Source organism: Paenibacillus elgii NBRC 100335 (assembly GCF_004000865.1).
Lineage (GTDB): Bacteria > Bacillota > Bacilli > Paenibacillales > NBRC-103111 > Paenibacillus_G > Paenibacillus_G elgii.
In genome coordinates, this window is the sequence record NZ_BIMB01000079.1 from 1 (window position 1) to 24002 (window position 24002).

A 24002-nucleotide genomic window follows, 5' to 3' on the forward strand; every position below is an offset into this window, starting at 1 on the left:
GCCCAAGGTACTCAATATTGCCGTCCGGCAGCCATCTCGCCAAGTCCCCTGTCCGGTAGATCCGCTCTCCCGGCACCAGCGGATGGTTCACAAACTTCTCTTCCGTCAGTTCCGCCCGGTTCAAATATCCACGCGCCAGCCCGACACCTGCGATGCACAGCTCTCCGGCCACACCTACAGGCTGCAGACCCTGGTTTCCTTCTCCTATGATGTACAACCGGATGTTGTCGATCGGTTTGCCGATCGGCACCGTTCCGCTTAGCTCCCCGGCTGTGCACTCATAATACGAAACGTCAACCGTCGCCTCCGTCGGGCCATACAAGTTGATCAGTCTCGTGTCGCCAACTTCCCGTCGGAACTTCGACACCTGCGCGGGCGTCAGCGCTTCTCCGCTCGCAAATACTTGCCTCAACGACGCCAGCTTGCCGCTTGCTTTCCCTCCGGTTGAACCGACATATTCCAGGAACACGTCCAGCATCGACGGCACAAAATGCAGGGTGCTCACGTTATTCCGGGCGATCGTTTCCACGATCTCCTCCGGATTCTTTTCTCCTCCGACCGGCAGCAGGCATACTTTCGACCCTACCCATGACCACCAGAACAGCTCCCACACCGATACGTCAAACGTGATCGCCGTTTTTTGCAGTATCGTATCCGACGAAGCGATCGGGTATGCTTTTTGCATCCACATCAACCGGTTGATCACCGAATGATGCTCGACCATGACGCCTTTGGGTTTGCCCGTTGTTCCTGACGTATAGATCACGTACGCCACATTGCGCGGGCCGGCAACCGGCTCCAGGTTCGCTCCGTCTTCGCTGTAGCTTTCTTCCGCGTCCAGAAGGACCCGTTTGCCCTCGAACGATACGCGTTCCTGCAAATGACCCTGTGTCAACAGTACCTGCGCTCCCGAATCTTCCAGCATAAAGCGGATGCGTTCTTCCGGCAGGGAAGGATCGATCGGCACATACGCTCCCCCGGCTTTCAGGATGCCGTACACCCCTATCATCATTTCCAGAGAGCGTTCGACCATCAGTCCGACCTTCTGCTCGGCCTCCACGCCTTCCGCTCGCAGCACTCGCGCCAACCGGTTCGCTTGTTCGTTCAGCTCCCGGTACGTCAGCTCGCTTCCCTCAAATACAACCGCCACATGCTCCGGCGTCCGCTCCACCTGTTCTTCGAACAGCTCATGAATCGTCTTCTCTCGAGGATACTCCGCTGCCGTATCGTTAAACAGCGTCAAGATGGTATGCTTTTCTTCTTCCGAAATCAGCGATAGGTCCGAAATTTTTTGATGCGGCGTGTAAATCATATATTTAGCAATGGTGAGAAGATGCTGAATCAAGCCCGCTATTTCTGTTTCTTCGAATAGATGGGTACGATAATCCACATTGAAAACTAGCCGGTGCTCATCTAACAATTCCACGATACGCAGCAGCATATCGTTAACTTCTTCCCCGTTAAAATTATAATCGGTTTGAATTTCCACTCCACCCATATCTTCCCGATCCAATTGCCTGTATTCCATAGAAATGCCGAATAGCCGTTGAAGGTCCGTGCTATGATGCAAGGCCCTTAAATCTTGAATTAATTGATTGTACGGATACCTTTGATGACGAAGCATCGAAATTTGTTCCTTTGATACCCTTTGAATAAAGCCCAGTAATCCCAATTCGGGATCTACATTTTCCCGAGCTGCAACCGTGCTTACGAACATGCCCATTGTGTTTTTTTCTTTCTTTGTGGTTCTGTTCGCGTAGGATGCACCAATAACAATATCCTGCTGATTGGTAACTTTATGTATGTAAATATACATCAAAGCCATAAAAAAGCTGAACAAGCCAATATTATTTTCCTTGCAAAAAACTTTGAGATCATTATACAACACGGTATCTACAGTAAATTCTACACGTTTCGCTTCCGTGCTTAAAGTCAGTGGATTATAAGCTTTTAAACCCGTAATTTCAGGCAAATAGGAGAATTTGTCCAGCCAATATGCCCGGTCCTTCTGGTAACGTTCCGACTGTTCGTAAGATTGCTCCGTTTCTATATAATCTATATAAGAATACAACTCAGTGGGCTGGGGCTCCTCCCCCTTAAGCAGACTGAGATAGTTTTCAGTAATTTTTTCCACGAAAATACCCATGGAAATTCCGTCCGAAATAATATGGTGAACCTTCATCGTAAACCAGTACTCATTCTCATCTATATTAATAAAAACAAATTGATAAAGAGGGGAATCAAACAGCTCCATGGGGGTTTGCCGGAACTGCTCTAACCATTCCTCCAGTTGAGCCGGACTTTCAAAATCGGAAATGTCCAAGTACTGAATTTCCGCCTCTTCAAATGGCACAACATATTGCTGGGGTATCCCATTCTCTGCCGTGATGCGGGTACGAAACGAATCGTTGTCCCGAATCAACATATGGATAGACCGTTTGAAGGCATCCATGTTTATTTTGCCCTTCATCTTCGTGGTCGCCAAAAGGAGGGACACTGACGTATTGGGGTACAGCAATTCCGTATACCAAATCCGTTGCTGCGCTTGGGTTAAAGGAAATCGATTAGTGTTTGTCATGTCACTTGCTCCTCCCATAGTGATTGCCATTTGCCCTGCTGCAGATGTATCTGAAATGTGGGCCTTTATCGGCCTATGTTTACATAAATCCAACGAGCTTATGTTTTGATAAATGATACGATTTCATCCGCTTTAAGAATGATCCGCTCTCCCACGGTGGCCAGTCCCTTGCCGAGAAGATACCCTTTCCTTCGCTTGGTCACCTCGAAATATAGATCCAACCGGTCCCCGGGTCGCGCCAAGGAATGCATCTCGACTTGGTTAAGCGAGGATAAAAAGGAAATGCCTTTTTCATCGATCGCAGCAAAAGCGCTCAACTGTGCCAAGGCTTCAACGACAAGCGCATGAGGCATGTACGGGCAATCTTGAGAAATAAACCATTCATTCCACGTAACATTCTTGTAGCCTTTGACATAAACGGACTGTTCAGCTTCGACAATTCGATCGATCATAATAAAGGGAGCGCGATGAGGCAGCACATCAGGAATATGGAACATGGGTTATTCACTCCTTGCTAATCAATGTCCCCGCCATTTGCGAACTGCCAAGCATACATTGTGGCCGCCGAATCCGAACGAATTGCTTATGGCAGCCTCGATTTCCCGTTCCTGAGCGACATGTGGCACAAAGTTCAATTCCGGATCTTCCGGATCGTCGCAATTTAACGTTGGCGGCACTTTGCTGTGAACGATGCTTAATACGCTGGCAATCAGTTCGACGCCGCCTGCTCCGCCCATCAAATGGCCGGTAATCGATTTGATAGAGCTAATGGCCAAGTTCGGAGCGTGCCCGCCGAATACCGTCTTGATCGCATTGATCTCCATTTGATCATTGAACGGAGTACTCGTCCCGTGCGCATTGATGTAGCCGACATCTTCCGGCGACAGTCCCCCGTCCTTTAATGCGATTCGGATGGCTTCCGCAGCGCCGAAACCTGTCGGGTCGGGAGCGGTGATATGGTGCGCATCCGTCGTACATCCATACCCAACCAATTCGGCCAGGATAGGAGCCCCACGTTTCAAAGCATGCTCCAGCTCTTCAAGCACCACGATTCCCGCGCCTCCGCCGATGACAAATCCGTCGCGATTGCGGTCAAACGGACGGCTCGCCTTCTGAGGTTCATCGTTTCGTCTCGACAGCGCGTGGATATTCGCAAACGACGCCAAATCCAGTATACCGAAATTGGATTCCGAACCGCCTGCAATCATGACGTCCACCGTACCGTACTGGATCGCACGCAGCGCCTCGCCGATCGCATTGCTTCCGGTCGCGCACGCCGTAACGACGGCGTAAGACGGACCTTTTGCCCCTAATGCAATCGAAATTTCCCCTGGTGCGGAATTAATCATCATCGATGAAACGTAATACGAGCTCACCCGCTTGGGACCGTTCTGAAAGAGCTTATTGTAATTCTCTTCCACCACATCCGTACCTCCGGCTCCGGACCCGACAACGACGCCAACGCGCGAGGCATTGGTTTCATCAATACGCAGCTGCGCCTGCTCCACGGCTTGCATGGTAGCCGCCAAAGCAAACTGGGTGAATTGCGCCATTTTGTTCGCGTCCTTTTTGCTCATGTAGAGCAAAGGATCGAATCCGTTGACTTCCGCTCCAATTTTTGTCGGTATGTCTTTTGTATCAAACAAGGTGACAGGACCGATCCCGCTTTTCCCCTCGATCAACGATGTCCAGAATTCATTCACATTCAATCCTACCGGCGTGATTGCCCCTTGTCCCGTTATCACTACGCGTCTCTTCATCACGATTCCCACCCTCTGTCGCAGTATTCTAGCCCGTTATTTTTCGTAAACTGGAAAATCGCCGTAAATATGCTGGATCTTATCGTGCACATCCTCAATCGCTACAGGAACGATCACCACGACCAGCTTGTTCGCTTGATACTGGGCAAAAGCCAAGCGCAGCTTCTCACTCAACTCTTGCTTCTCTTGAATGACGATTTGTTCCACGTAATCATGCTGCATTACGTTCATGTGCTCGAGTGGCGTTTCCGATACGAACCGGAACGGCTCGCCCGGAAGTTCCAGTTGATTCAATTGATACTGCAGCCAGCCGTAGCCTCCGTTGTTCATCACGATATAGATAAGCGGAATGCGATACCGGACGGCCGTAATCAGATCGGACTGGAACAGATTGAAAGCCCCGTCCCCCACAAGAGCCACTACCGGACGGCGGTCGACCAAACTTGCCCCGACGGCTGCGGCTGCGCCGAACCCCAAGCTGGTTTGATCGCTGGGGACGATGGAAAAGCGGTTCCCCGTAAATCGGTAGTACGGGTAAAAATAAGACCACATATCCTGAAGACCGTTTTCTTGTACCAGGATGCAATCATCCGGAAATTCCGCCTGCATGGCATCCAGTACTTCCGATACATGGATATGGGGCATCGTTCCGACTTGACGGATATACGCCTCTTTGCTGCGGAACGCTTCTTCTTTACAGCTTGCAATGCGAGCGAGCCAATCCCGATCAGGCTGGCGAAGGGATCGCGATAACCAGTGCTCGGCCGCCAAGTAGCCGTCTCCCAGCACCTTCACGCCACGATACTGATGCGAGAAATCGTCCAAATGGACATTCACCTGAACGATCGGCGTATGCGTTAGCACCACATCCCACTCGAATGTCGCCGTTTCCTCCAGCCGACTGCCCAGCGATACAACGACATCGGCTTCTTGCCAAATGGTTCTCATACTTTTATCCGTATACAAACCCGCTACCCCGCAAAATAAAGGATGTTCCTCATCAATCGCTCCTCTGCCCGATGCGGTAGTAAAAATGGCTGCACCCCATTTGACGGCCAACGACTCAATAAGCCCTTGTGTCCCCGGTTTCATCCCTCCGCCAATCAGAAGCACCGGTTTACTTGCTTGCGATATCATGTCCCATGCGGTGTCGAGATCACGGGAAGAGGGGGAACTGCTCAATCTTTCCAGCGGTTGGAACGGAAAGTCTACCGCCACGGCTTGATCCGCGATGTGTTCCGGCAGTTCAAGATACACCGGGCCTTTTCCCCCGTTGACGGCCATAAACGCCGCTTTCTCCAATGCCCATACCAACCGGTCCGGATGCTCAACCCGATACGCCCATTTCACCAGAGGCTTGACCAACGAAAGCTGATCCGCTTCCTGGAAAGCCTTCGTTCCCAGCTTATCGCTGCCGGTTCCAAGCGCGATCAACAACAAGGGGGCTCCCAGATGATGAGCTTCCAGCAATCCTGTTACCGTATTGGTGAGAGCCGGTCCTTTCCCCACAACGCATACCGCCAATTGACCGGATGTCAGTGCATAACCGGAGGCCATGAATAAACTGTTCCTTTGGTCTTTGCAAATGATCAAACGAATATCCGATGATTGAAGCGAGGACAATATTTTCAAATCGTCGCTAGGCAGGCCGAATATCGTTTCCAGGCCTAGAAATTGAAGATAATGGACGATGACATCCCAGGCCGCCATATTTGTTTTCATACTTCGAGCCTCTTTTCGGAAAGGAATTCCGCAACAACCTCGGAAATCAAAATCGGTTTCGAGACCAGCTGCATATCGTAGAAAATATAGTTTGACATCGTTCCGTGCCCGCCGAATGCTTTATTGCCTTGCTCCACGTCCTCCAACGTTTGGTTGATCGTCAGCGTATGTTTTCTGCGCAGCTTGTCGGCCAAGTGCTCCGAGCCGTACAAGCTGCACCCCATGGCGCGTTCGCTGAAGTAGCTGGAACCGATCAATTTCATCAGCTGCTCATCGTTCGGGTAGCTGACTACATTGAATACCGGAGAGAAGAACTCCGCAATTTCCAGCCGGTCTTCCAGCTTGCTGTATAAAATCGTCGGCTCCATCTTCTTCGTACGGAAATCAATGCCCCCGCCATAAATGATGTACTTGTCGTTATTGTTAAAGTACTCCGACATGGCCGTCAGGATATCTTTATAAAAAATAGGCGAATAGTTGGCGTTCGGATCGTCATTGGCTCCGAAAGTCAGTGCTTCCACTTTTTCCAGCAGCAGATTCTTGAAGCTTTCCGCAATGCTTTCGTGGGTCAATATAATATCCGGCCCCAGGCAGTCTTGTCCGGAATTGAACAGCCTCATCCGAATCACATCGTCGACGGCCAGCGATAAATCCGCGTCAGGACCGATAATGAACGGATTGATGCCTTGTCCGAAAAAGATATAGAGCTGTTCTCTTCTCATTTGCTTCTTGATTTGTTCCGCATTCTGATAGGTACCGGTAAACACGACAATATCGGCTTGGCTGACGGAATTCGTCATAAAAGACTTTTGACTTACTTTAAGATTGCTGATCGGCAGCTGATGCACCTCTTTCAGCTTGTCGTGCAGCAGGCTGACATATTCCGTGACGTGCGAGGAAGCTCTGAATTCGATTCGATTTACAAATAAAGAAGGAATGAGCAAATAGAGTGCATAGGAATACAAAATCACATTGGAAGGCATGAAGACGGCCATCGAATCCTGGCAAGCCGGACGATATGTCTCCACTTCCTGTAAAACGCCCTGCAAGGTTTTAATCGTGGAATCGATCTCGGCATTGGCCGCCCGATACGACGAGATACTGGACAAAATGCTTAAAATTTCGCTTCGATGGGTCGTCAAATATTCAACGCACTTTTCGATGCTTTCGTATCTTTCGGTAAAAAGAGTATTTTCCTTCGTTCCCAAATTGGTCGTCATTGCTTCGCTTCCCTTCGTTTTGTTTTTTGGGATATGGATGTTTATATATCACACTTCTTGCACCATGACCCGTTCTTGAGCCATACGCTCTAGCTCCAGCCGGTCAAGCTTTCCGTTCCGGTTTAAAGGGAACTGGGTGACAAGCAGCAGAATATCGGGATACATGTAAGTAGGAAGCATCCGGTTGATATTTTTGCGGAGCTGAGACAATTCTTGCGTCGATTCGCTTTCGACGAATACGACGAGCAGCGTGCCTTTTTTCTCATCGTCCAAGGGAATGACACAAGAACGGTAGCCCAATCGGCTGATCTGATTCTCGATGTATACCGGGGAGAACGTATATCCCATTCGGTTGATGGATTTTCCGTTCCGGCCGATCACATGCAGGTTCCCTCCTTGCAGGAAGCCCAGATCGCCCGTCTTGAACCATCCGTCTTGAATGACCGAGCGGGTTAGCTCCTCCTGATGGAGATATCCCTCCATGCATCCGGGCGTGCGTATCCATACCTCGCCAACTTCACCTTCACTGCGCTCGATACCGTTTTCATCCCGGACACTAGTCTCCACTCCGGGAAGAGGTCTGCCGCAGCCTTCGGGATTTTCCAGCGTCCCCATCGTGACATTGCCAAGCTCGGACAATCCGTAGCCGTTCAGCAGGCGGTGTCCGAATACTTCCGTGAACTTCTCCTCCAAATCCTTCGTCAAAGGCGAACCGCCTACACACCACATGCGTACCGAGGTATTTTTCACTTGCTCCAATTGATCCGGTTTTCTTAATAACATACGAATAAAGGCATAAAAAGCAGAGGGATTTGCATCAACGACAGTAGCTTTGTCTTTGATAACACTGCTAACGACACTCCAGAGATTTTTTTGGTTGCAAATGATCAAGGAGCATTGCGTCAACCACCACGAAAAAATAAGAGAGATTCCGTAAAAATGGGAAAATGGAACAATTGGGAGCAAACGATCGCTCGACACATAGTTCATGGCCTCTACGGATAACTTGATATTGTCCATAAAGGATCGGCCTGATTTCACTATACCTTTGGGCTTGCCTGTCGTTCCCGAAGAGAAAAGGATCAGTGCATCTTTCATTTCCATCCACTTATCGATATGAATCGGCGAAGAGTTTACCTCCCCGGCCCAATATTCGTAAACCGCCTGCTCCTGAATCATGCTTTCGATGATTAAAATCGTCGCTTCCGGAATATCCGGAGCAGCATCGGTCAGAATACAGCTGGCCTCGATATCCGCATAAATTTGACCCAGCTCGTCCGCCTGGATTTGTTCATCCACCACGGCAATCGAAATCGCAAGCTGGCACAAGGAGAATAGCGTCACCACGAACCAATACGAATTTCCGGACTTCAGGATGACTCTGTCACCTTCGGAGAGTCCTCGAACGACTAACATTCGAGAAAGCACTTGAACATCTTTTTCAAACTGATCCTTGTTATAGGTATGGCGAGGAGTAATGATCTGACTTTCGGATTGAGCAACAATCAATATTTTTCACTCCTATGATGTTTTGTCGATGGGGCGAATGATTGACTCATGTTACATGCCGACAATGTGGTAACCGGCGTCGACATGGATCACTTCTCCCGTAATTCCTCTCGAAAGTCCGGAGAGTAGGAATAGTGCCGTATCGCCAACTTCGGAGGCGTCGATGCTCTTGCGGAGCGGCGTTATTTCTTCGATCTTTTTCAACATCGTATTAAAATCTTTTATGCCGTAGGCGGCCAAGGTACGAATCGGACCTGCGGAAATCGCATTAACCCGAATATTAAATTGCCCCAGGTCATTGGAAAGGTACCGTACCGAAGCTTCCAGCGACGCTTTCGCCACCCCCATAACATTGTAATTTTTAATGGCGCGTTCGGCCCCGATGTAGGTCATCGTAACTATGCTTCCGCCTTCCGACATCAACGGGTAGATTCTTTGGGCGACCGCTGCCAATGAATAAGCGCTTACATCATGTGCAAGATGAAAGCCATCCCGCGAAGTTTCAACAAACATCCCGTCCAAATCCTCGCCCTTGGCGTAGGCCACACTGTGAACGTATCCATGCAGGATACCGACATTTTCTTTCAAAATACGCCCTAAAGCGTCAATTTCTTCATCGACGGTTACGTTACAGGCATAGGCTTCGGACCCGGGCAGCGTTGCAATCAGACTGCGGACCCGCTCTTCCACCCGCTCGTTTTCATACGTAAAAATAAGCTTAGCCCCTTGACTTGCCAAGGATTGCGCCGTTGCCCAAGCGATGCTTCGATTATTGGCAACACCCATAATTAAAATATTTTTTCCAGTTAACAGTTGAGAAGCCATTACGACTCACCTTCCAATGTTGAGATGATATCCTTGTCAAATCAAGGAGTAGGGGACCACAATCAATGATTTTGAAGCATTTCCACCATGAACCTTTTGACATAATATTTACCATAATAGCACGAGGAAATTAATTTGAAAACTGTTGTTATGCATCTTTTTTTATAGTTTTTGTTAATTATAATAAATATTAGGACTATAGATTCATATCAAAAGTAATATGGCAATCTTTCGGTGGTCACTTGAAACTTGGGGCCTAAGCGAATATTGGACTTTAATTTACAATTTTTTCAAGTCTCCGCACCCTAAAGCTCCAGTATGACAAAATGATGCAGCCCGGCAGCTTATTCGACAAGGCTCCATTCAGCTCCCCTCCCGCCGGCAATTTATCCGATGCAAAATACGTATGCAGCTGATATTGTCCGTTTTCCCCCACGCGCCATAACGATCGCTTCTTGAGCAGACACGGTCATCATAAGCTAATCAGGTCTTTTTAATAACTACCATTATAACCCTTATATAATATTTTTTACCTTTATGGGATGAGATAATTAAAACGAAAATAAATGAATATAAATGTTTGTAAATAAAAGGACTTAAGACCTGATCTAAAAGCGATAAATCGACCTTTTTAGACAAAAAAACTGCTCCATATTCTATAAGGAGCAGCCTGTTTACGAGATTATCTTTTTTATTCACGGCGCGTTTTACTATCTATCTAGACCTTTTTGGTGCGTAATATGACTTTCTCTCATCTTGATATTTTCTCATGTCGTGCTTGTATGTTTAATATTACTTATATTTTCCTTGTGTTGATTTAATAATAATTGTAGCAGTCCATCCGGTATAAGCTTCTCATGCTGGTTATTCAAAAATCCTATAATGGGTTTCCAAACCGCATTATATTTAGACTCTCCTTCCAATCTCCTCCATTACTTTCTCGAATCACCGTTTGTTTGCTGTTTTCTCCATGTTCCACAGTACCACCGATGGGTCTATACAATCTCTTCTTTAAAACTTCGTCAACTATTTCCTCGACTAAAATCTGATCGTCTCTTCGAATTAAGCACAGCGATACCGTTCTAATTTTCATTTAAAAAAACCTCGATTTTTCAGATTTGATCCTCAGCACCGCGTAGTTGACTTTGAATGAGCTTCGAGATTTTCACCGAGCAAGGCGTTTTCTGGACGGCCACGGCGAGCACGGCACCAAGGAGATGCTGGACAAGCTGGGTGTGCAGTTGAAGATCGGCTAACCTATTTTAACATGCAGAGGAGGTTGGATATCACAGTGTTATGCTATGCTAAACTAACGAATTTCTTATCTGTCAGTTCATTCAACTTCTTCAATACGATTTTATCGCAATACATGAATGTAAGATTCTGCCCGTCATTAAAATAAATGTATTGTTTATCCCTATTCCTCTTCAGAGCAAGTTTTCCCAGTTTCTTAAATAAATCAATATTCACCCAGTCATCATTCATTTCAAGTATCCAATTATAGTGACGGCCATCTAAATCAAATGATATTTCGGCTTCTTGTTCATCAAAATCAAGATTACTTTCTATGTTCTCCAATGGGAATTCACCCTTAGCTAAGTTAACGAAATGCCTTAGCAACATTGTATAAATATTCTCGTCTTCAATACACTCAGCATCAAAACACCACACATCGTAAGACATTCGAATTTCGTTCTCATTTTCATCTAATAAATCAGCTCCGGTTATGGTTAAAAGTAAATAAAAAGGATCTTCCTCATAACTTTCTCTATCGAAATGAACTAACAAGTTATTGATTAAAGTGCCGGTGTCATCTGTAAAAGTAATTCCTAATCCAAGTAAAGCATGAATTTGTTCTTCTAATGTTGGATTAGTTTTCTTAGCTTGTTTAAAGAAATGAAACATCAGCATTAATTCCCCCTATCAAGCTTGCTATATTCCAAAGTGCATAAGATAGCTCTTTCCGTTAGTTGTACTTTTTGCTAATTGAATCAAATCGTGGGATTATCATCTTTATTCAGACTGTCACAATGTTTACTTGAAAATTTTAAGAATACTACTCTTTTTTTCCTCTCTAATTTCTACTATTGTTACGTACTTATCCCCATATGTTTCTTGAATACTCCTTACCCCTAATCGTAGAGCTCTTAGCAGAATAATGCCTTCTTTACTTCCTTTATTCTTCTTTAGATTTGGTAATATGCATTGAATATAGTTCCGCTGTACCTCATCTTCTGTTGTCTCATCAGTCAATAACCTCAGACTATTTACAGTATTTATAATCAACGCAGAAACCCCAGCAGCTACAATATACAATCCATATTGACTAAATCCTGTCTCTCCCGCTGCTTTAAAGCCAAATAATGTGCCCTTATGATTATAATAAAACTCGATTATAAAAGGATTATAGGATTCTTCCTCCATTATTTCTTTTTGAATTTCTATGTTCCTTATAATATCTTTCATGAATCAATTACCACCATTTTTATTTTTAATTCCCTCACTACCATAAAGCACGTTAGAGTTTCCGCGTCGTTCTTTAATAGTTTTTACATTGCTTCTTACTGTTTCATAATGATCCTTTTCACCTTCTTTTAATATATCATCTATTTTTGTAGAGTTTATTTCATCAAGCACATATAGAGCAGCTATTCGTTGATACTCTAACGCTGTATTCCACGATTCTAAAGCAAACTGTTCTGCATAAATTGATTTCATATAACCTAATGCCAAAAGCGCCCTCCTTCTAACATATTCATCCAGATCCTTATAGTACCTAAGTAATATTCCTTCAACCTCAGAGTAAGTTTGACCGTATTTCCATATAGAATGAGCTAACTGCCATCTTGCCGCATAATCTTGATAGTCTAATCCCTCTTTGGCAAACGAAATTATGTAATCCGGGTATTCAGATAATAGAGCAGCTATTTCCTCCATTTCGTTATCTCTTGCAAGTAAATAAAATATATTTTCCTTTACTTCAGGAGTCAGTTCAATAAATTTGTAGCCACTTAATACTTTACCAATTAACGTATATATTCTAAACCAATAAGGATATCCTGTCTCCCGCTCATTTCCATCATGCTCAAACGATTTAGACCAATCTAAGAAGTTGGATACTTCGATTTTTAATTCTTCGAAAATAGAGTTCATCGATTATATTTCCTTAACTAATTTTATTCAAAACTTGTTCACCTATAGTCCTGTCTTGCAAAACTGTCTGCTTTCAAACCAAAAAATGAATGACCATGTCCGCTATGGTCTTGGTTATCCCGGACTCAAAACTTGTTTCCACCAGGTGATCGTCTAACTCCCCCATCTCTTCCTCATCGTCAATAATCACAAACTTATCGACTTCCAAACCATTCTTCAAAATATCGTTTAAATACTCTTTAATTTCTTTGCCCCGTATTGCCCCTTCGATAATTGGCGTCATTCCAACTACTTTCTTTATTCCGTTAAGTTCAAAAATCGACTGTAATTGTTTTAAAGTCCTACCTTCCCTCCAAGACGAGCTGACTACAATATTAGCTTCAGTTTTTTCGAGTATCTCTTGTAAACTCCTGACGCATTCCGGATCAAATGCATGTCCGAAATATTTCTTGCTCTGCACCATATGTCTCGATGTAACCAGTACCCCATCAATATCCAAAAAAATTATTTTCATAGTTTACCTCGAATAATCCATTCTCCCCCCCATTCTAGCACACTTTTTATTGATGAAAGTCCTTATTTTGTCAAGACAGGCTTCTGGAGTATAATAACAACGAACATGGAAAATGGGAGGAAACATCCGATGACGGAATCAGCGCAAGAGTCCTTGTCGATCGAAGAAATCGAATCGAAATTGGGAATCGTATTTCCCGCGAGCTATAAACAAATGCTTCAGGACCTCGAAAATAGCGATAACGGCTGGCTGAAAGAGTACCGGCTAAAGGATTTTAACGGATACACAGAGTGGTCGATTCGCTTCATCCGACCGAACTCTTCCTACATGGATAGTATCGAGACGGTGAACGAATTAGTCCCGGAACCTTATACTATCATTCCATTCGCTTGGAGTGTAAGCAGCGGCAATTGGCTGGTGTTCGACTACCGGAAGGCGAATGCGGAGCCCCCGATTATGTATATTGATCATGAAATCGCGGTGGTTAAAGAGGATTCGGAAGAATGCGCCCGGGAAGTCAATAAAACGGCAGCAGAAGTATTGGAAGAAAATTTGACCGCTTTATGCGGCGCATTTGAAATCTTATGCGGCGCATTACAGCTGCAAGAAGATTAGTTGCCCATATTGGAAAATAAATGAAAAGGCCCAATTTCATAAAAAAATTGGGCCTACGTGCTAAATTCTGATAATGGCATCTTAATGCATTCAGGCAAGCTCTTCCTGCACAATTTCGATTTTAACTCCCTTGTTATTTTCGATATCTATCCCCAGTGCATCATATCCGTTGCGCTTCGCCTCGTCAAAATCGACTCGTTCGCCACTAATCAATTCAAGCTGCCCGTCTTCGTCCACATCATCCGCAAATTCTTCGTCCCAATCGACATTATAGAAGGCCGTGATGTAAACCTCAAAAGTATCCTCACCATCCTTGCCCAGATAGGGCAATAAAGGCGTCCGGTTGTTTTGCTGCTCGGCCGTATAGGTATCACACAGCATGGCGTTATAACCGTGTTTGCAACCGTCGAACAGAAGGTACCGTTCACCGTTAACAGGGTCCTCGGCAACAATCAGTTGAGGAGCGAAATCGGTCACTGCAATCAGATCATCCATCAGCTCTCCGTAATAATAAATACGAAACTGAGTACGGCCCTCTTTTGTCTGCAATTTACCTGTCCATTCTTGCTCCATCCATGTTTCCGGTTTTTCTGCTATGGTAACTCCTTCAAGATAAGCTGGCCCAGATCGATGCGATTTATGGTTCGACATATACTGCATTCCTTTCCTATTTACCTATTTCTCTCGCGCATAGCCAATTTCATCGCTTTCCAATAAAAATCATGAAAGGCCTCATCTGTAAACTTAACCTTTTCCCCATACGGAAATTGACCGCTTATGGCAATCAAGACGTCATATAAACCCAGGTGCGCCCAATCCCACATAATCGAATTGTAGGCCATCAAAGGGATGTACAAAAATTGTCTCGTTTCTTTGACAAAGTTTCGATCCAACCCTTCATTTTCCAAGAGCCGATACACTTTTTCTTTATTCTCGTCTGAAAACTCCGTATCCAGAAACACCTCACAGATGAAACTCCAAGTATCTATCCGCGAAACGATTGGGATCTTATTGCTTTTTGCAAACATTTGCAGGCTTTCTTTATGTACGGCCGAGACAAAAAGAACTTCGCCGCTCTTCAATCTGACTTCGGGAGGACATCTGGTGATCAAAATTTCAGAAATATCTTCCGAAGCGACGCTGCCATTGGGATATATGCTGGACGCTTGAAAAGGGTACTTTTGAAATTGTATCTGATTTTCGATAAATTGAACATCCTGCATGGGACTCATCCTCGGTGTCAGTATTGTGCTTCCCTATTCTGTTTACGAAAGACCTAATTTTTACCAGTTCATTCGTCGTGCCAAAGATTGAATGTGGGAAGTGTGATGCTTGTTGTGCCAAATGAATCTTTGAATCGCGACATCCACGGTAATCCAGCCAAGCACTTCGGTATTGAACCTTCTATCAAAATCGGCTCGTTTCAGACCATGAATTGTATTGATTAGTCGATAATGAAGCGCCTCCAAAAGCCCCAAGGAGATTTCTATCGGGGTATCCTTATAATCGTCAAGCTCAGCCCATAAATTCGGGCGATAAGAGCTGGCCATAGGCTCTTCTTCGGTTAGAGCTCGCTTGAATCTTAGGTAGGCGTTGACATCGTTATCGGCCATGTGATGAACGACCTGCTGCACCGTCCAACCACCGGAACGGTACGGGGTTTGAAGCTGATCTTCATTGAAGTCTCCCACAATCTTCCGCAGAGAAGGAACAATGTCTGCAATTTCTTTCGTGTAATTCTTACGTTCCTCATCTGACGTAGTCATCACGGGGTTAAACTGGCCGATTGGATACCTCAACATGTCTTCATTCATCTTCTAATTAACCTCCTCCAAAAAATCCTACTTACTTCTTAACTTCTTCACCTATATATTCCAACAACTCTCCAGGCTGACAATTCAATGCTGCACAAATTTTATCGATTACCTCTAATGATACATACTCGTTAGTGTTCAATTTCGCCATGGTCGCAGATGAAATTCCTGTCCTCTTCATTAATTCTTGCTTTTTTATATCTCGATCGATCAGTAATTTCTGTAACGGCTTGTAGCTTATCATCTTGTTATCCTTTCAATAATCTAAACTTTTTTTCAATTATAGCGACTAAAATTTAGTTAATCAAAATTATTTTCGTGTTCTCTTGACACAAAAATTCAATATGTTAAAGTAATATTTAATAATTTAAACATTGTTTCGCCATTATAAAAAAATGGAGGTATGGATTATGCTAGAATTTGACCTAGCTTTTAAGCAGTTTATAACGAATCGAACCGATGCGATAGGCAGAACTTCTTTGAAGGAATTAGGTAAGTACAACGAATTAAACAGCTATTGCATTAAGCTATTTAAAGATATCTACAATCAATTGCCCGATGATTCCAAAATGCTGCTGTACGAATATGAATGCAAATCCAATATCCTGCAAGGGCTCGCAGAAACTATCATGTATGAGCAAGGCCTAAAAGACGGAGTTTCTTTAAGTAGAATCTTGCCCCGCGGTTAAACAGTCGGATTTGGGCTCTTCGCTATACTGCGTGGTTAATGGTACCCTTGATAGAGGTAATGGAGCGACTTGACATAGAGCCTCTGCGGGCATGACTTCTCGCCCCTCCATGTAAAGTCGCTGGTTTATATTTACCCATGTCGAATAGCGAAGAGACCGGATTTAACTGTTCTATTATAATTTCGGAAAACATTTTTAAATTCTCAAACACTTATCAACTTAAGGCTGTACCAGTAGGTTATTTCAACAATGATGTACTCTATTTTTTTCTAATAAGCTATTCTTAAATCGTCCTCATACTTTTCCATTATTTTTTCTATTTTGTTCACAAGAAAAGTATATGGCAGATTCGTCTCCGATAGCTCCTTTAACTCATTAAATTCAACAGTGAGTATCAGCTTCCCATTAAAATATTGATTTTCTATTTCATCTAACGCGTCTTTTGTAAAACCAAGAGTGCTAAAAATGATTGCAGATTTAATCCCCTTCGTATCCATAACTGGTATCAGATTTCTGATATCTGAAACCGTACTTTTTTTCTTATGATTTTTACATTCGACTATTATTAAAGCACCCAATTCCCAAAGACGTGCATCTAATGATACGTTACAAAAATATATATCCACTTCCTCACGTTTACCCCGTTTTCTTCTACCGGTTATTTTCAAACCCGCTATGCTTTTGATAAAATAGGTAGCAATTTCCTCTAGAATTATTCCTTTTTCATGAGGCTTTGTAATTATCTTCAGTTTCTCTAATAAGCTACACCAAATATCATCTTTAAAAGGAGTGTTTGCTAGGCTTTCTTCTATTAGCATTGGATGATTAATTGATACTAGCTCATATATAACGGGAAGATAGCAATATCTACTTCTCATCAACAGTAAGACATTTTTTGAGATACCCTCTTCTTCTTGACCAATTAAGTACAATTTAATCTGTGAAATAATAAAATAAAAAAAATTTATTACTTCAGACTGATTCATCAAAATATCTGACAGTCTATACTTACATATATTATTTTCAATAAACTTTAGAAAATTTTGATGGAGAAAAAAAAGCTGGTGCTTATCATACTTCAAATCAAGTCTTAAACTAGCTATTGCATAGAAAAAAACATACTGCCACTCAAGAAAAAGATCACATGGTTCATAATGTCGGCCTACATAGTAAGCGGGATTTAAAATAATATCTTCAATTTCACCATATGTCCACATTCCAAGATGTGCACTATTAATTTTTGCTATACCTTTTTCAAATGAATCACTTAAAGGTAAGATAACCCCTCCCTCCAAAAGTAAAGTCCAATTTGAATCAGTTTGATCTGGCAATGTGGAAATTATTCTTCTACCTATCATTTTTTTTAGAATGAACGACCTAATTAAAACCTGATAGCCCATTAACATTGGATTTTCTTTCTCTATCCATATGTCTAAAATCTCTCTAACATCATCCAATTCATCTGTTTTAAAATCAATCGACCGATAATATACTAACATCGATAAATCTTGATTTTGGATTAGTAATCCCCGAGGATAGTAAACTGTTTTATTATCAATCAAATGATTTAAATATAAACGAATCAATAAATCAAGACTTGGAAAGAAGTTTGTGCTAAGATCTACTTTCTTCTCCTGAGCTTGTAAATTTTCATTCAAAATGTCATTAAAATACTCTTGAATTTTTGTATCCCATTGCTTTTTATATACTTCTAACTTTTCAACTGGTCCCATAATAATAAAAAGCTTAATATTTTTTATTGACTGATCTCTTTCTCTACACTCCAATAAATTACATGTATATTCTAAAAAATCCTCAAATGGATATTTATAACTATCGATTGAGTTAACAAAAATCTTTTCACTATCACAATGAATGCTACCATCCAATACCATTTTTAGAAGGCCAGCTTCAAATATTAATTCCGACATCGGATAACCCCCAATTAATCACGGTAATTCATTAATATTTAGCTAACCCCCTCTGATAACCACATCTATATCTTCCTAATTACTTTATTATACATTTATTAACATATAACGCGTATATATTTTCCATATAAAATTTCATTTAATCAGACAGTTTAAGCACATACGATACGTAAACTTCTGTTCAAGTACTTAAACACAAAAAAATCCTTACCTCTTCGAAGAAAGGTAAGGATTTTCCGACCGCTTAGATTAAGCGCGGGAGATATATTGGCCTTCGCGGGTATCGATCAAGAGCACGTCACCTTCGTTGATGAAGAGTGGCACTTGAACGTTCAAGCCGGTTTCGACTTTCGCGTTCTTCGTAGCGCCTTGCGCCGTGTTGCCTTTGATGCCCGGCTCGGTTTCGATAACCTTCAGCTCGACGCTGTTCGGCATGTTGATCCCGAGGATCTCGCCTTGATAGCTCATGATGTTGATGTTCATGTTTTCTTTGAGGAAGTTCAGCTCCCACTTGATTTGCTTTTCTTCCAGGTTGATTTGGTCGAACGATTCCGTATCCATGAACGTATGCTCTTTGCCGCTGGCATACAGGTACTGCATTTGACGGTTTTCGATATGAGCACGGCTCACGTTCTCACCGGCGCGGAACGTACGCTCGACGGTGTTACCGTTGCGCAGGTTTTTCAGCTTAGAGCGGACGAAGGCAGCGCCTTTACCCGGTTTAACGTGCTGGAAATCGACAACGGTGAACAAATCGCCGTCTACTTCAATGGTTAAGCCTGTTTTAAAATCGTTAACTGAAATCACTACAAAAACCTCCCTAAAATGTGAGCAGACGACAGTGCCTCAAGCCTTGTAAGAATCAGTCTCCGGATCATCCTGACCTATCCTTGCCTTTGCCTCGGTTTATGCCGCTACCAAGTTGCCTAAAGTTATGGTATCACAATCAAGTCTTTGCTGGATTGTGTTAACCTCCGATTGCCTGTTTCCGTGATGACGATATCGTCCTCAATCCGGACGCCGCCGAAGCCTGGTAAATAAATGCCGGGTTCCACGGTAACCACCATGCCTGGAGCCAGTACAACATCGCCCTGCACTGACAACCGCGGCGCTTCGTGAACTTCCATCCCGAGCCCGTGACCGGTGCCATGGCCGAAATGATCGCCGTAGCCGTAACGCTTGATCACATCGCGTGCGACGGCATCCGCTTCCTTGCCGGTCATTCCCGGCTTGATGCGCTCGAGCGCTTCCATTTGCGCTTCGAGAACGATCTTGTAGATGTCGCGGTGTTTGTCCGTCGGCGTACCGACGATGACCGTACGGGTAATATCGGAACAGTAGCTTTTGTAATAGGCCCCGAAATCGAGTGTTACAAATTCGCCGGTCCCGATGACCTTGTCGCTGGCTTTACCGTGCGGCAGCGCAGAGCGTTCGCCGGAAGCGACGATCGTCTCGAACGAAGTCGAAGCGGCGCCATGCTTGCGTACGAACATTTCGATTTCGAGGGAAATGTCCAGCTCTTTGACCCCGGACTTCAGCAGCCCGAGAACGTGGACAAACGCACGGTCCGCCAGATCGGCCGCCTGCTGCATGACGGCGATCTCCTCGTCGTCCTTGATCATGCGGAGCAATTCGACCAGCCCGCCGGTCGGTATGAATTCGATCCCGCCGAGCGCTTCGGCATAGCTGCTGTAGGTGCCGTAGCTGAGGTCGGTTTGCTCGAAGCCAAGCTTGGCAATGCCCCATTTGCGAAGCAGATCGTGAACCGATTCCACGACCTTGGGCCCATGCTCGATGATCTCATAGCCGGCCGCTTGCTCCGATGCTTGTGTCACGTAACGAAAGTCGGTCAGCAGTACGGCCCGATCGGCCGTAATGAGCACATAGCCTGCCGATCCGGTGAAGCCCGTCATATATTTCCGGTTCGTCGCATTCGTGATGAGCAGCGCCGGCAAACCTTTTTGTTCCAAAAGGCTGCGCAGCCGCCCGATTCGCTGTTGTTGCATTTGCTATCCCTCCGCGCTATCAATATACTGGACCAGCGCACGCAAGCCCAGCTCGTAGCTGTTCGCGCCGAAACCCGCGATTTGGCCCACGGCTACCGGGGCGATTACTGATACGTGGCGGAAAGCTTCCCTTTTATGAATGTTCGAAATATGTACTTCAACCGTCGGGATGCCTACAGCGCTGATGGCATCGCGGATCGCATAGCTGTAATGCGTGAACGCTCCCGGATTGAACAAAATCCCGGATTTCTGCCCATAAGCGGCATGGATGCGGTCGATCAGATCACCCTCGTGATTCGACTGATAGCACTCCAATCCGACGCCGAGTTCCTCGGCCAGCTTGGTCAGCTTGTCCGTTATCGCTTGAAGCGACAAGCTCCCGTAAACGCCGGGCTCCCGAATGCCAAGCATGTTCAAATTCGGCCCGTTCAACAACAAAATGTGCTTCATCCGTGAAACCTCCCAACCTGATAAATCCGCACACACTTAGCCATTTTACCATAACCTTCCCCGGTTTGAGAACTTTTTTTTGCGGGCTCAGGCGGCCGAATAAAGCGGTTTTACCAATGTTTAGGCGATATGAGTTTCACATCAACGCACTCGGAAGCGGGACGGTCAAGCAAGCCGCGTAAATTCATGTCGGCTCCGGCTCGTCCCGGCCGCTCGCGAACGGCTCCCGCTCCCGCTCGTTGGTAAATTCGAAACTGATGGAATAGCCGATGAACAGTCCCCATACCACGAACAGGCACGCTTGGGTTACTACTGTGTTTAGATCCAGATAGGCGATCCAATTCATCATCCCGGTGACCGGACCGACCAGCAAGAACAAGAACGCCCACCAGGCGACGCCGTAGCCGACTCCGTACCATGGGCCCAACGCTTTGGCGAATAACATCGTATACAATAAAGCGGCAACGACGGACAGGGCGATAAAAGCCAGCCACCCCAGCATATATCCCCGCCATGTCATCAGGTACGAATGCTTGTAATAGGGCTCGAGCAAAAATCCGGGTGACAGCGAAGTAAAATGAAAATAGTTGGCGAGCATTTGAACCCCGCCCCAGATCAATCCGGCGAAAAAACCGATATATACCGCGAAATTCCATCGATTCGTGCGAGGCTTCCTATCGCTTCGGCGATTCATGCCCAAAAACCTCCTCGATTTGAGATATCCACTAGTATGTGCAAAAGTTCCACCGATAAACAAGTGGCAATATGACTGCGGATTCGCTAAAATACAGATATGGCATCATTCATCGTTATTTATTCATAGTAGAAGAAGGTGTATTGTATTGTCGGAAAAGAATCAGCCAAATGCCGTTTACGGCGGCCAAGCCGTGATTGAAGGCGTCATGTTTGCCGGCCAGAAGGTGAACGTTACGGCGGTGCGCCGAAAAGATAATACTATCCATTATCTTGAGGTTCCCAGAAAAGAAATCGGCTGGGTTCAGGCATTGAAGAAGATTCCGCTAATCCGCGGGATTGTCGGGATTGTGGAAGCGAGCGCCAAAGGGGCGCAGCACTTGAATTTTTCGGCGGAGGTGTTTGCCGAAGAAGAAGGTGTGGTTAAGGAAGAGAAGAAGGAATCGCTGACCGGCAGGATTTCCATGATTCTCGGAGTGGCGGTCGTCGGGATCTTGTCCTTTTTGTTCGGCAAGTTCGTGTTTACGCTTGTTCCGCCGACCATCGAGCAGATGCTGTTCGGAGGTTTGTTCCAGAACCAGATCGGGCATAACCTGATCGAAGGCTTGATCAAGATTATTTTGCTTGTCGGGTATATTTATTTTATTTCGCTTACACCGATGATCAAACGTTTATTTCAATACCACGGAGCCGAACATAAAGTTATTAGCGCTTACGAGGCGGGCCTGGAGCTGACCGTACAAAATGTGCAAAAGTTCAGCACGCTGCATTACCGGTGCGGCAGCAGCTTCATCGTCTTTACGGTCATCGTCGGTGTCGTCATTTACTCGTTCTTTCAATATGATTCGTTCCTGGAGCGGATCATTCAACGGATCGTGCTGCTTCCGCTTGTGATCGGCGTGTCCTACGAAGTTTTGCGGTTTACCAACAGCCTGCGGGACATTCCGGTGCTTCGTTTCCTCGGCTATCCCGGCCTATGGCTGCAATTGCTCACGACCAAAGAACCGGACGATTCCCAAGTGGAAGTATCCATTGCCTCCTTCAACCGGATGCGGGAGCTCGACCGGCAAATTTAACATAAAGACAAGGAGGGGTCCTGCATGAGAAACCGCAACAGCACGGTCGCTTACATCATTTTCGGCTTGATCGCCATCGGGATACTGGCTAGCGTTCTTTCCAATCCAGGCACCTTTATTATCCCGATTCTCGTATTCGGCGTGATTTTCTTCCTGTACAAGTTCCCACCGAGCCGCTGGAGACAACCTAAACGGACGTCCTCTTCCCGGTTTCAAAAAGGGAAGCGGCGCAATGCCACGTTCCGCGTTATTCAAGGCAGCAAGGACAGCTCGGACGAACCGCCCAAATACCATTGATTTATTCATAGCTTTAAAGCGGCAGCCTCTTCCCAAAGAGCGCTTGCCGCTTTTGTTTTTTCAAGCCTTCTTGGAGAAGTGGGTCGGAACCCGGCAGACGTGGGTCAAATAGTTGTGCTTGTACTCGGTCATCTTCCATTGCGAGAAAAAGGCATGTGTCGCCCGCTGTCCGGATTCGAACAGCTTCAGGCTCTGCTCGGTCGAGATGTCGAAATCGGTGATGCTGACGCCGAGCGTCGGAATTCTCACCGTACGGAACCGGTTCGTCTCTTGGATATAGCGGTCGTCGTGCGCCTCCAGCATGGTCGAGAATAAAGCCCGCATCATGCTGACCGGACCGTGAATGGCGTTCGGCTGCCCTGTGCCGCGGCCCACCATTTGGAAGCCGATGGTCGGGATCATCTGATCGATCGGCGGAGCTTCCGTCGAATCGAAGATCCACAGCGGAAAGTTGCTGAGCAGTCCTCCGTCCACGATGTACACGAACTGGTCGATGAATTTTTCACCGGGCAGACGGTGCTCGAACGATTTGCGGATGATCACCGGATCGAAGAAGTATGGAATCGACGTGCTCATCCGAACGGCTTTTGCGATCATGAACCGGCGGGGATCGATGCCGTAATGAGCGATGTCGTCAGGCAGGACGAGCAATTTGCGGCTGGAGATGTCGGAGGCGATAATGCGAAGCTGATTCGACTTCAGATCGCCGAACGTGCGGATGCCCTTAGCCAGCAGCAGCTTATGGATCCAATGCTCCAGCGCTTCTCCGGAATACAGGCCTTTCTTGATGAACAATCGGGCCAATGGTCCGAGCAGCTTCGTATCGAAAATCCGGGAACGCTGCAGGAACGCGCGAAAAGGCGTGGCCTCGATAACCTCCTTCAATTCGTCCGCACGGTATCCCGCCGCAACCAACGAGGCGACGATGGCCCCGGAGGACGTCCCCGCCACCTGATGAAACGAATGTCCGAGCTGCTCCACCGCTGACACGGCCCCCGCAAGCGCGATTCCTTTCACGCCGCCACCTTCAAACACGGCATTGATTCTCACCCCGCATCCCCTCTTCCCGCAAAGTCTCTCCAAGAGTATGTATGAGGTGACGTATTGTCCCTATGCCTGGAAAAGAAAAAAGCCTCCGATTCTCGGAGAC

At 45.6% G+C, this 24002-nt stretch carries 25 protein-coding genes; 4 read left to right on the forward strand and 21 right to left on the reverse strand.

What is annotated here, in order from left to right; all coding sequences use genetic code 11:
* The 11 genes from PEL01S_RS32370 to PEL01S_RS32420 all read right to left on the reverse strand — a co-directional run.
* The coding region (locus tag PEL01S_RS32370; RefSeq protein ID WP_127463128.1) for a non-ribosomal peptide synthetase at positions 1-2608 on the reverse strand (2608 nt) is incomplete at its 3' end.
* A 68-nt stretch (positions 2609-2676) separates the two neighbouring features.
* The gene (locus PEL01S_RS32375; protein WP_063179570.1) at positions 2677-3075 is read right to left on the reverse strand and encodes a 3-hydroxyacyl-ACP dehydratase FabZ family protein; all 399 of its coding nucleotides are present in this window, start codon (positions 3073-3075) and stop codon (positions 2677-2679) included.
* 21 nt (positions 3076-3096) lie between these two features.
* Positions 3097-4338 (reverse strand): beta-ketoacyl-ACP synthase II, encoded by a 1242-nt coding sequence (gene fabF / locus PEL01S_RS32380; RefSeq protein ID WP_164824356.1) that lies wholly within the window; start codon positions 4336-4338, stop codon positions 3097-3099.
* Between the two features lie 36 nt (positions 4339-4374).
* The gene (locus PEL01S_RS32385; RefSeq protein ID WP_127463130.1) at positions 4375-6060 is read right to left on the reverse strand and encodes a thiamine pyrophosphate-binding protein; all 1686 of its coding nucleotides are present in this window, start codon (positions 6058-6060) and stop codon (positions 4375-4377) included.
* Positions 6057-7280 carry an aldehyde dehydrogenase family protein gene (locus PEL01S_RS32390; RefSeq protein ID WP_127463131.1) on the reverse strand — a complete coding sequence of 408 codons (1224 nt, stop codon included), beginning with the start codon at positions 7278-7280 and terminating at the stop codon, positions 6057-6059. Before PEL01S_RS32390 ends, PEL01S_RS32385 begins: the two co-directional genes overlap by 4 nt.
* A gap of 48 nt (positions 7281-7328) precedes the next feature.
* On the reverse strand, positions 7329-8789 hold the full coding sequence (locus PEL01S_RS32395) for a class I adenylate-forming enzyme family protein (RefSeq protein ID WP_127463132.1): 1461 nt from the start codon (positions 8787-8789) through the stop codon (positions 7329-7331).
* Positions 8790-8840: 51 nt separating this feature from the next.
* Entirely contained in the window at positions 8841-9614 is a 774-nt protein-coding gene (gene fabI / locus PEL01S_RS32400; RefSeq protein ID WP_063179560.1) for an enoyl-ACP reductase FabI, read from the reverse strand.
* A 1299-nt stretch (positions 9615-10913) separates the two neighbouring features.
* A complete protein-coding gene (locus tag PEL01S_RS32405; protein ID WP_127463133.1) occupies positions 10914-11525 on the reverse strand; it encodes a hypothetical protein in 612 nt (203 codons plus the stop codon).
* Positions 11526-11648: 123 nt separating this feature from the next.
* Complete coding sequence (locus PEL01S_RS32410) at positions 11649-12080, reverse strand: ribosomal-processing cysteine protease Prp (RefSeq protein ID WP_127463134.1); 432 nt, start codon at positions 12078-12080, stop codon at positions 11649-11651.
* A 3-nt stretch (positions 12081-12083) separates the two neighbouring features.
* Positions 12084-12767 (reverse strand): HEAT repeat domain-containing protein, encoded by a 684-nt coding sequence (locus PEL01S_RS32415; protein WP_127463135.1) that lies wholly within the window; start codon positions 12765-12767, stop codon positions 12084-12086.
* Between the two features lie 73 nt (positions 12768-12840).
* Positions 12841-13281, reverse strand: a complete 441-nt coding sequence (locus PEL01S_RS32420; RefSeq protein WP_127463136.1) for an HAD domain-containing protein — start codon at positions 13279-13281, stop codon at positions 12841-12843.
* A gap of 129 nt (positions 13282-13410) precedes the next feature.
* Between PEL01S_RS32420 and PEL01S_RS32425 the strand changes: the two genes are divergently transcribed.
* A complete protein-coding gene (locus tag PEL01S_RS32425) occupies positions 13411-13896 on the forward strand; it encodes an SMI1/KNR4 family protein (protein ID WP_163768744.1) in 486 nt (161 codons plus the stop codon).
* Positions 13897-13986: 90 nt separating this feature from the next.
* Here the strand turns inward: PEL01S_RS32425 and PEL01S_RS32430 are convergent, their stop codons facing one another.
* Genes PEL01S_RS32430 through PEL01S_RS32445 form a run of 4 tightly spaced genes read right to left on the reverse strand, consistent with a single transcriptional unit; the run spans position 13987 to position 15954 of the window.
* Entirely contained in the window at positions 13987-14547 is a 561-nt protein-coding gene (locus PEL01S_RS32430; protein WP_127463138.1) for a hypothetical protein, read from the reverse strand.
* Between the two features lie 20 nt (positions 14548-14567).
* Entirely contained in the window at positions 14568-15119 is a 552-nt protein-coding gene (locus tag PEL01S_RS32435) for a hypothetical protein (RefSeq protein ID WP_127463139.1), read from the reverse strand.
* 60 nt (positions 15120-15179) lie between these two features.
* Positions 15180-15710, reverse strand: coding sequence for a YfiT family bacillithiol transferase (locus PEL01S_RS32440; protein ID WP_127463140.1), 531 nt, complete (start codon positions 15708-15710; stop codon positions 15180-15182).
* Positions 15711-15741: 31 nt separating this feature from the next.
* The gene (locus PEL01S_RS32445; RefSeq protein WP_063179547.1) at positions 15742-15954 is read right to left on the reverse strand and encodes a helix-turn-helix domain-containing protein; all 213 of its coding nucleotides are present in this window, start codon (positions 15952-15954) and stop codon (positions 15742-15744) included.
* A 166-nt stretch (positions 15955-16120) separates the two neighbouring features.
* On the opposite strand from PEL01S_RS32445, the gene PEL01S_RS32450 reads away from it, so the two are divergent.
* Complete coding sequence (locus PEL01S_RS32450) at positions 16121-16399, forward strand: hypothetical protein (protein WP_127463141.1); 279 nt, start codon at positions 16121-16123, stop codon at positions 16397-16399.
* A 269-nt stretch (positions 16400-16668) separates the two neighbouring features.
* On the opposite strand, the gene PEL01S_RS32455 is transcribed toward PEL01S_RS32450, so the two are convergent.
* The 5 genes from PEL01S_RS32455 to PEL01S_RS32475 form a co-directional block, all read right to left on the reverse strand.
* Positions 16669-18330 carry a restriction endonuclease gene (locus PEL01S_RS32455; protein ID WP_127463142.1) on the reverse strand — a complete coding sequence of 554 codons (1662 nt, stop codon included), beginning with the start codon at positions 18328-18330 and terminating at the stop codon, positions 16669-16671.
* Positions 18331-18579: 249 nt separating this feature from the next.
* Positions 18580-19137 carry an elongation factor P gene (efp, locus tag PEL01S_RS32460; protein WP_010497515.1) on the reverse strand — a complete coding sequence of 186 codons (558 nt, stop codon included), beginning with the start codon at positions 19135-19137 and terminating at the stop codon, positions 18580-18582.
* Positions 19138-19262: 125 nt separating this feature from the next.
* The gene (locus PEL01S_RS32465) at positions 19263-20336 is read right to left on the reverse strand and encodes a M24 family metallopeptidase (protein WP_127463143.1); all 1074 of its coding nucleotides are present in this window, start codon (positions 20334-20336) and stop codon (positions 19263-19265) included.
* Between the two features lie 3 nt (positions 20337-20339).
* The gene (gene aroQ, locus PEL01S_RS32470; RefSeq protein ID WP_127463144.1) at positions 20340-20786 is read right to left on the reverse strand and encodes a type II 3-dehydroquinate dehydratase; all 447 of its coding nucleotides are present in this window, start codon (positions 20784-20786) and stop codon (positions 20340-20342) included.
* Between the two features lie 184 nt (positions 20787-20970).
* Entirely contained in the window at positions 20971-21480 is a 510-nt protein-coding gene (locus PEL01S_RS32475) for a YqhR family membrane protein (protein ID WP_127463145.1), read from the reverse strand.
* 148 nt (positions 21481-21628) lie between these two features.
* On the opposite strand from PEL01S_RS32475, the gene PEL01S_RS32480 reads away from it, so the two are divergent.
* Positions 21629-22555, forward strand: a complete 927-nt coding sequence (locus PEL01S_RS32480) for a DUF1385 domain-containing protein (RefSeq protein ID WP_063179533.1) — start codon at positions 21629-21631, stop codon at positions 22553-22555.
* Positions 22556-22579: 24 nt separating this feature from the next.
* A complete protein-coding gene (locus tag PEL01S_RS32485) occupies positions 22580-22852 on the forward strand; it encodes a hypothetical protein (RefSeq protein WP_063179531.1) in 273 nt (90 codons plus the stop codon).
* 60 nt (positions 22853-22912) lie between these two features.
* Here the strand turns inward: PEL01S_RS32485 and PEL01S_RS32490 are convergent, their stop codons facing one another.
* Entirely contained in the window at positions 22913-23902 is a 990-nt protein-coding gene (locus PEL01S_RS32490) for a patatin-like phospholipase family protein (RefSeq protein ID WP_063179529.1), read from the reverse strand.
* Positions 23903-24002 lie beyond the last annotated feature (100 nt).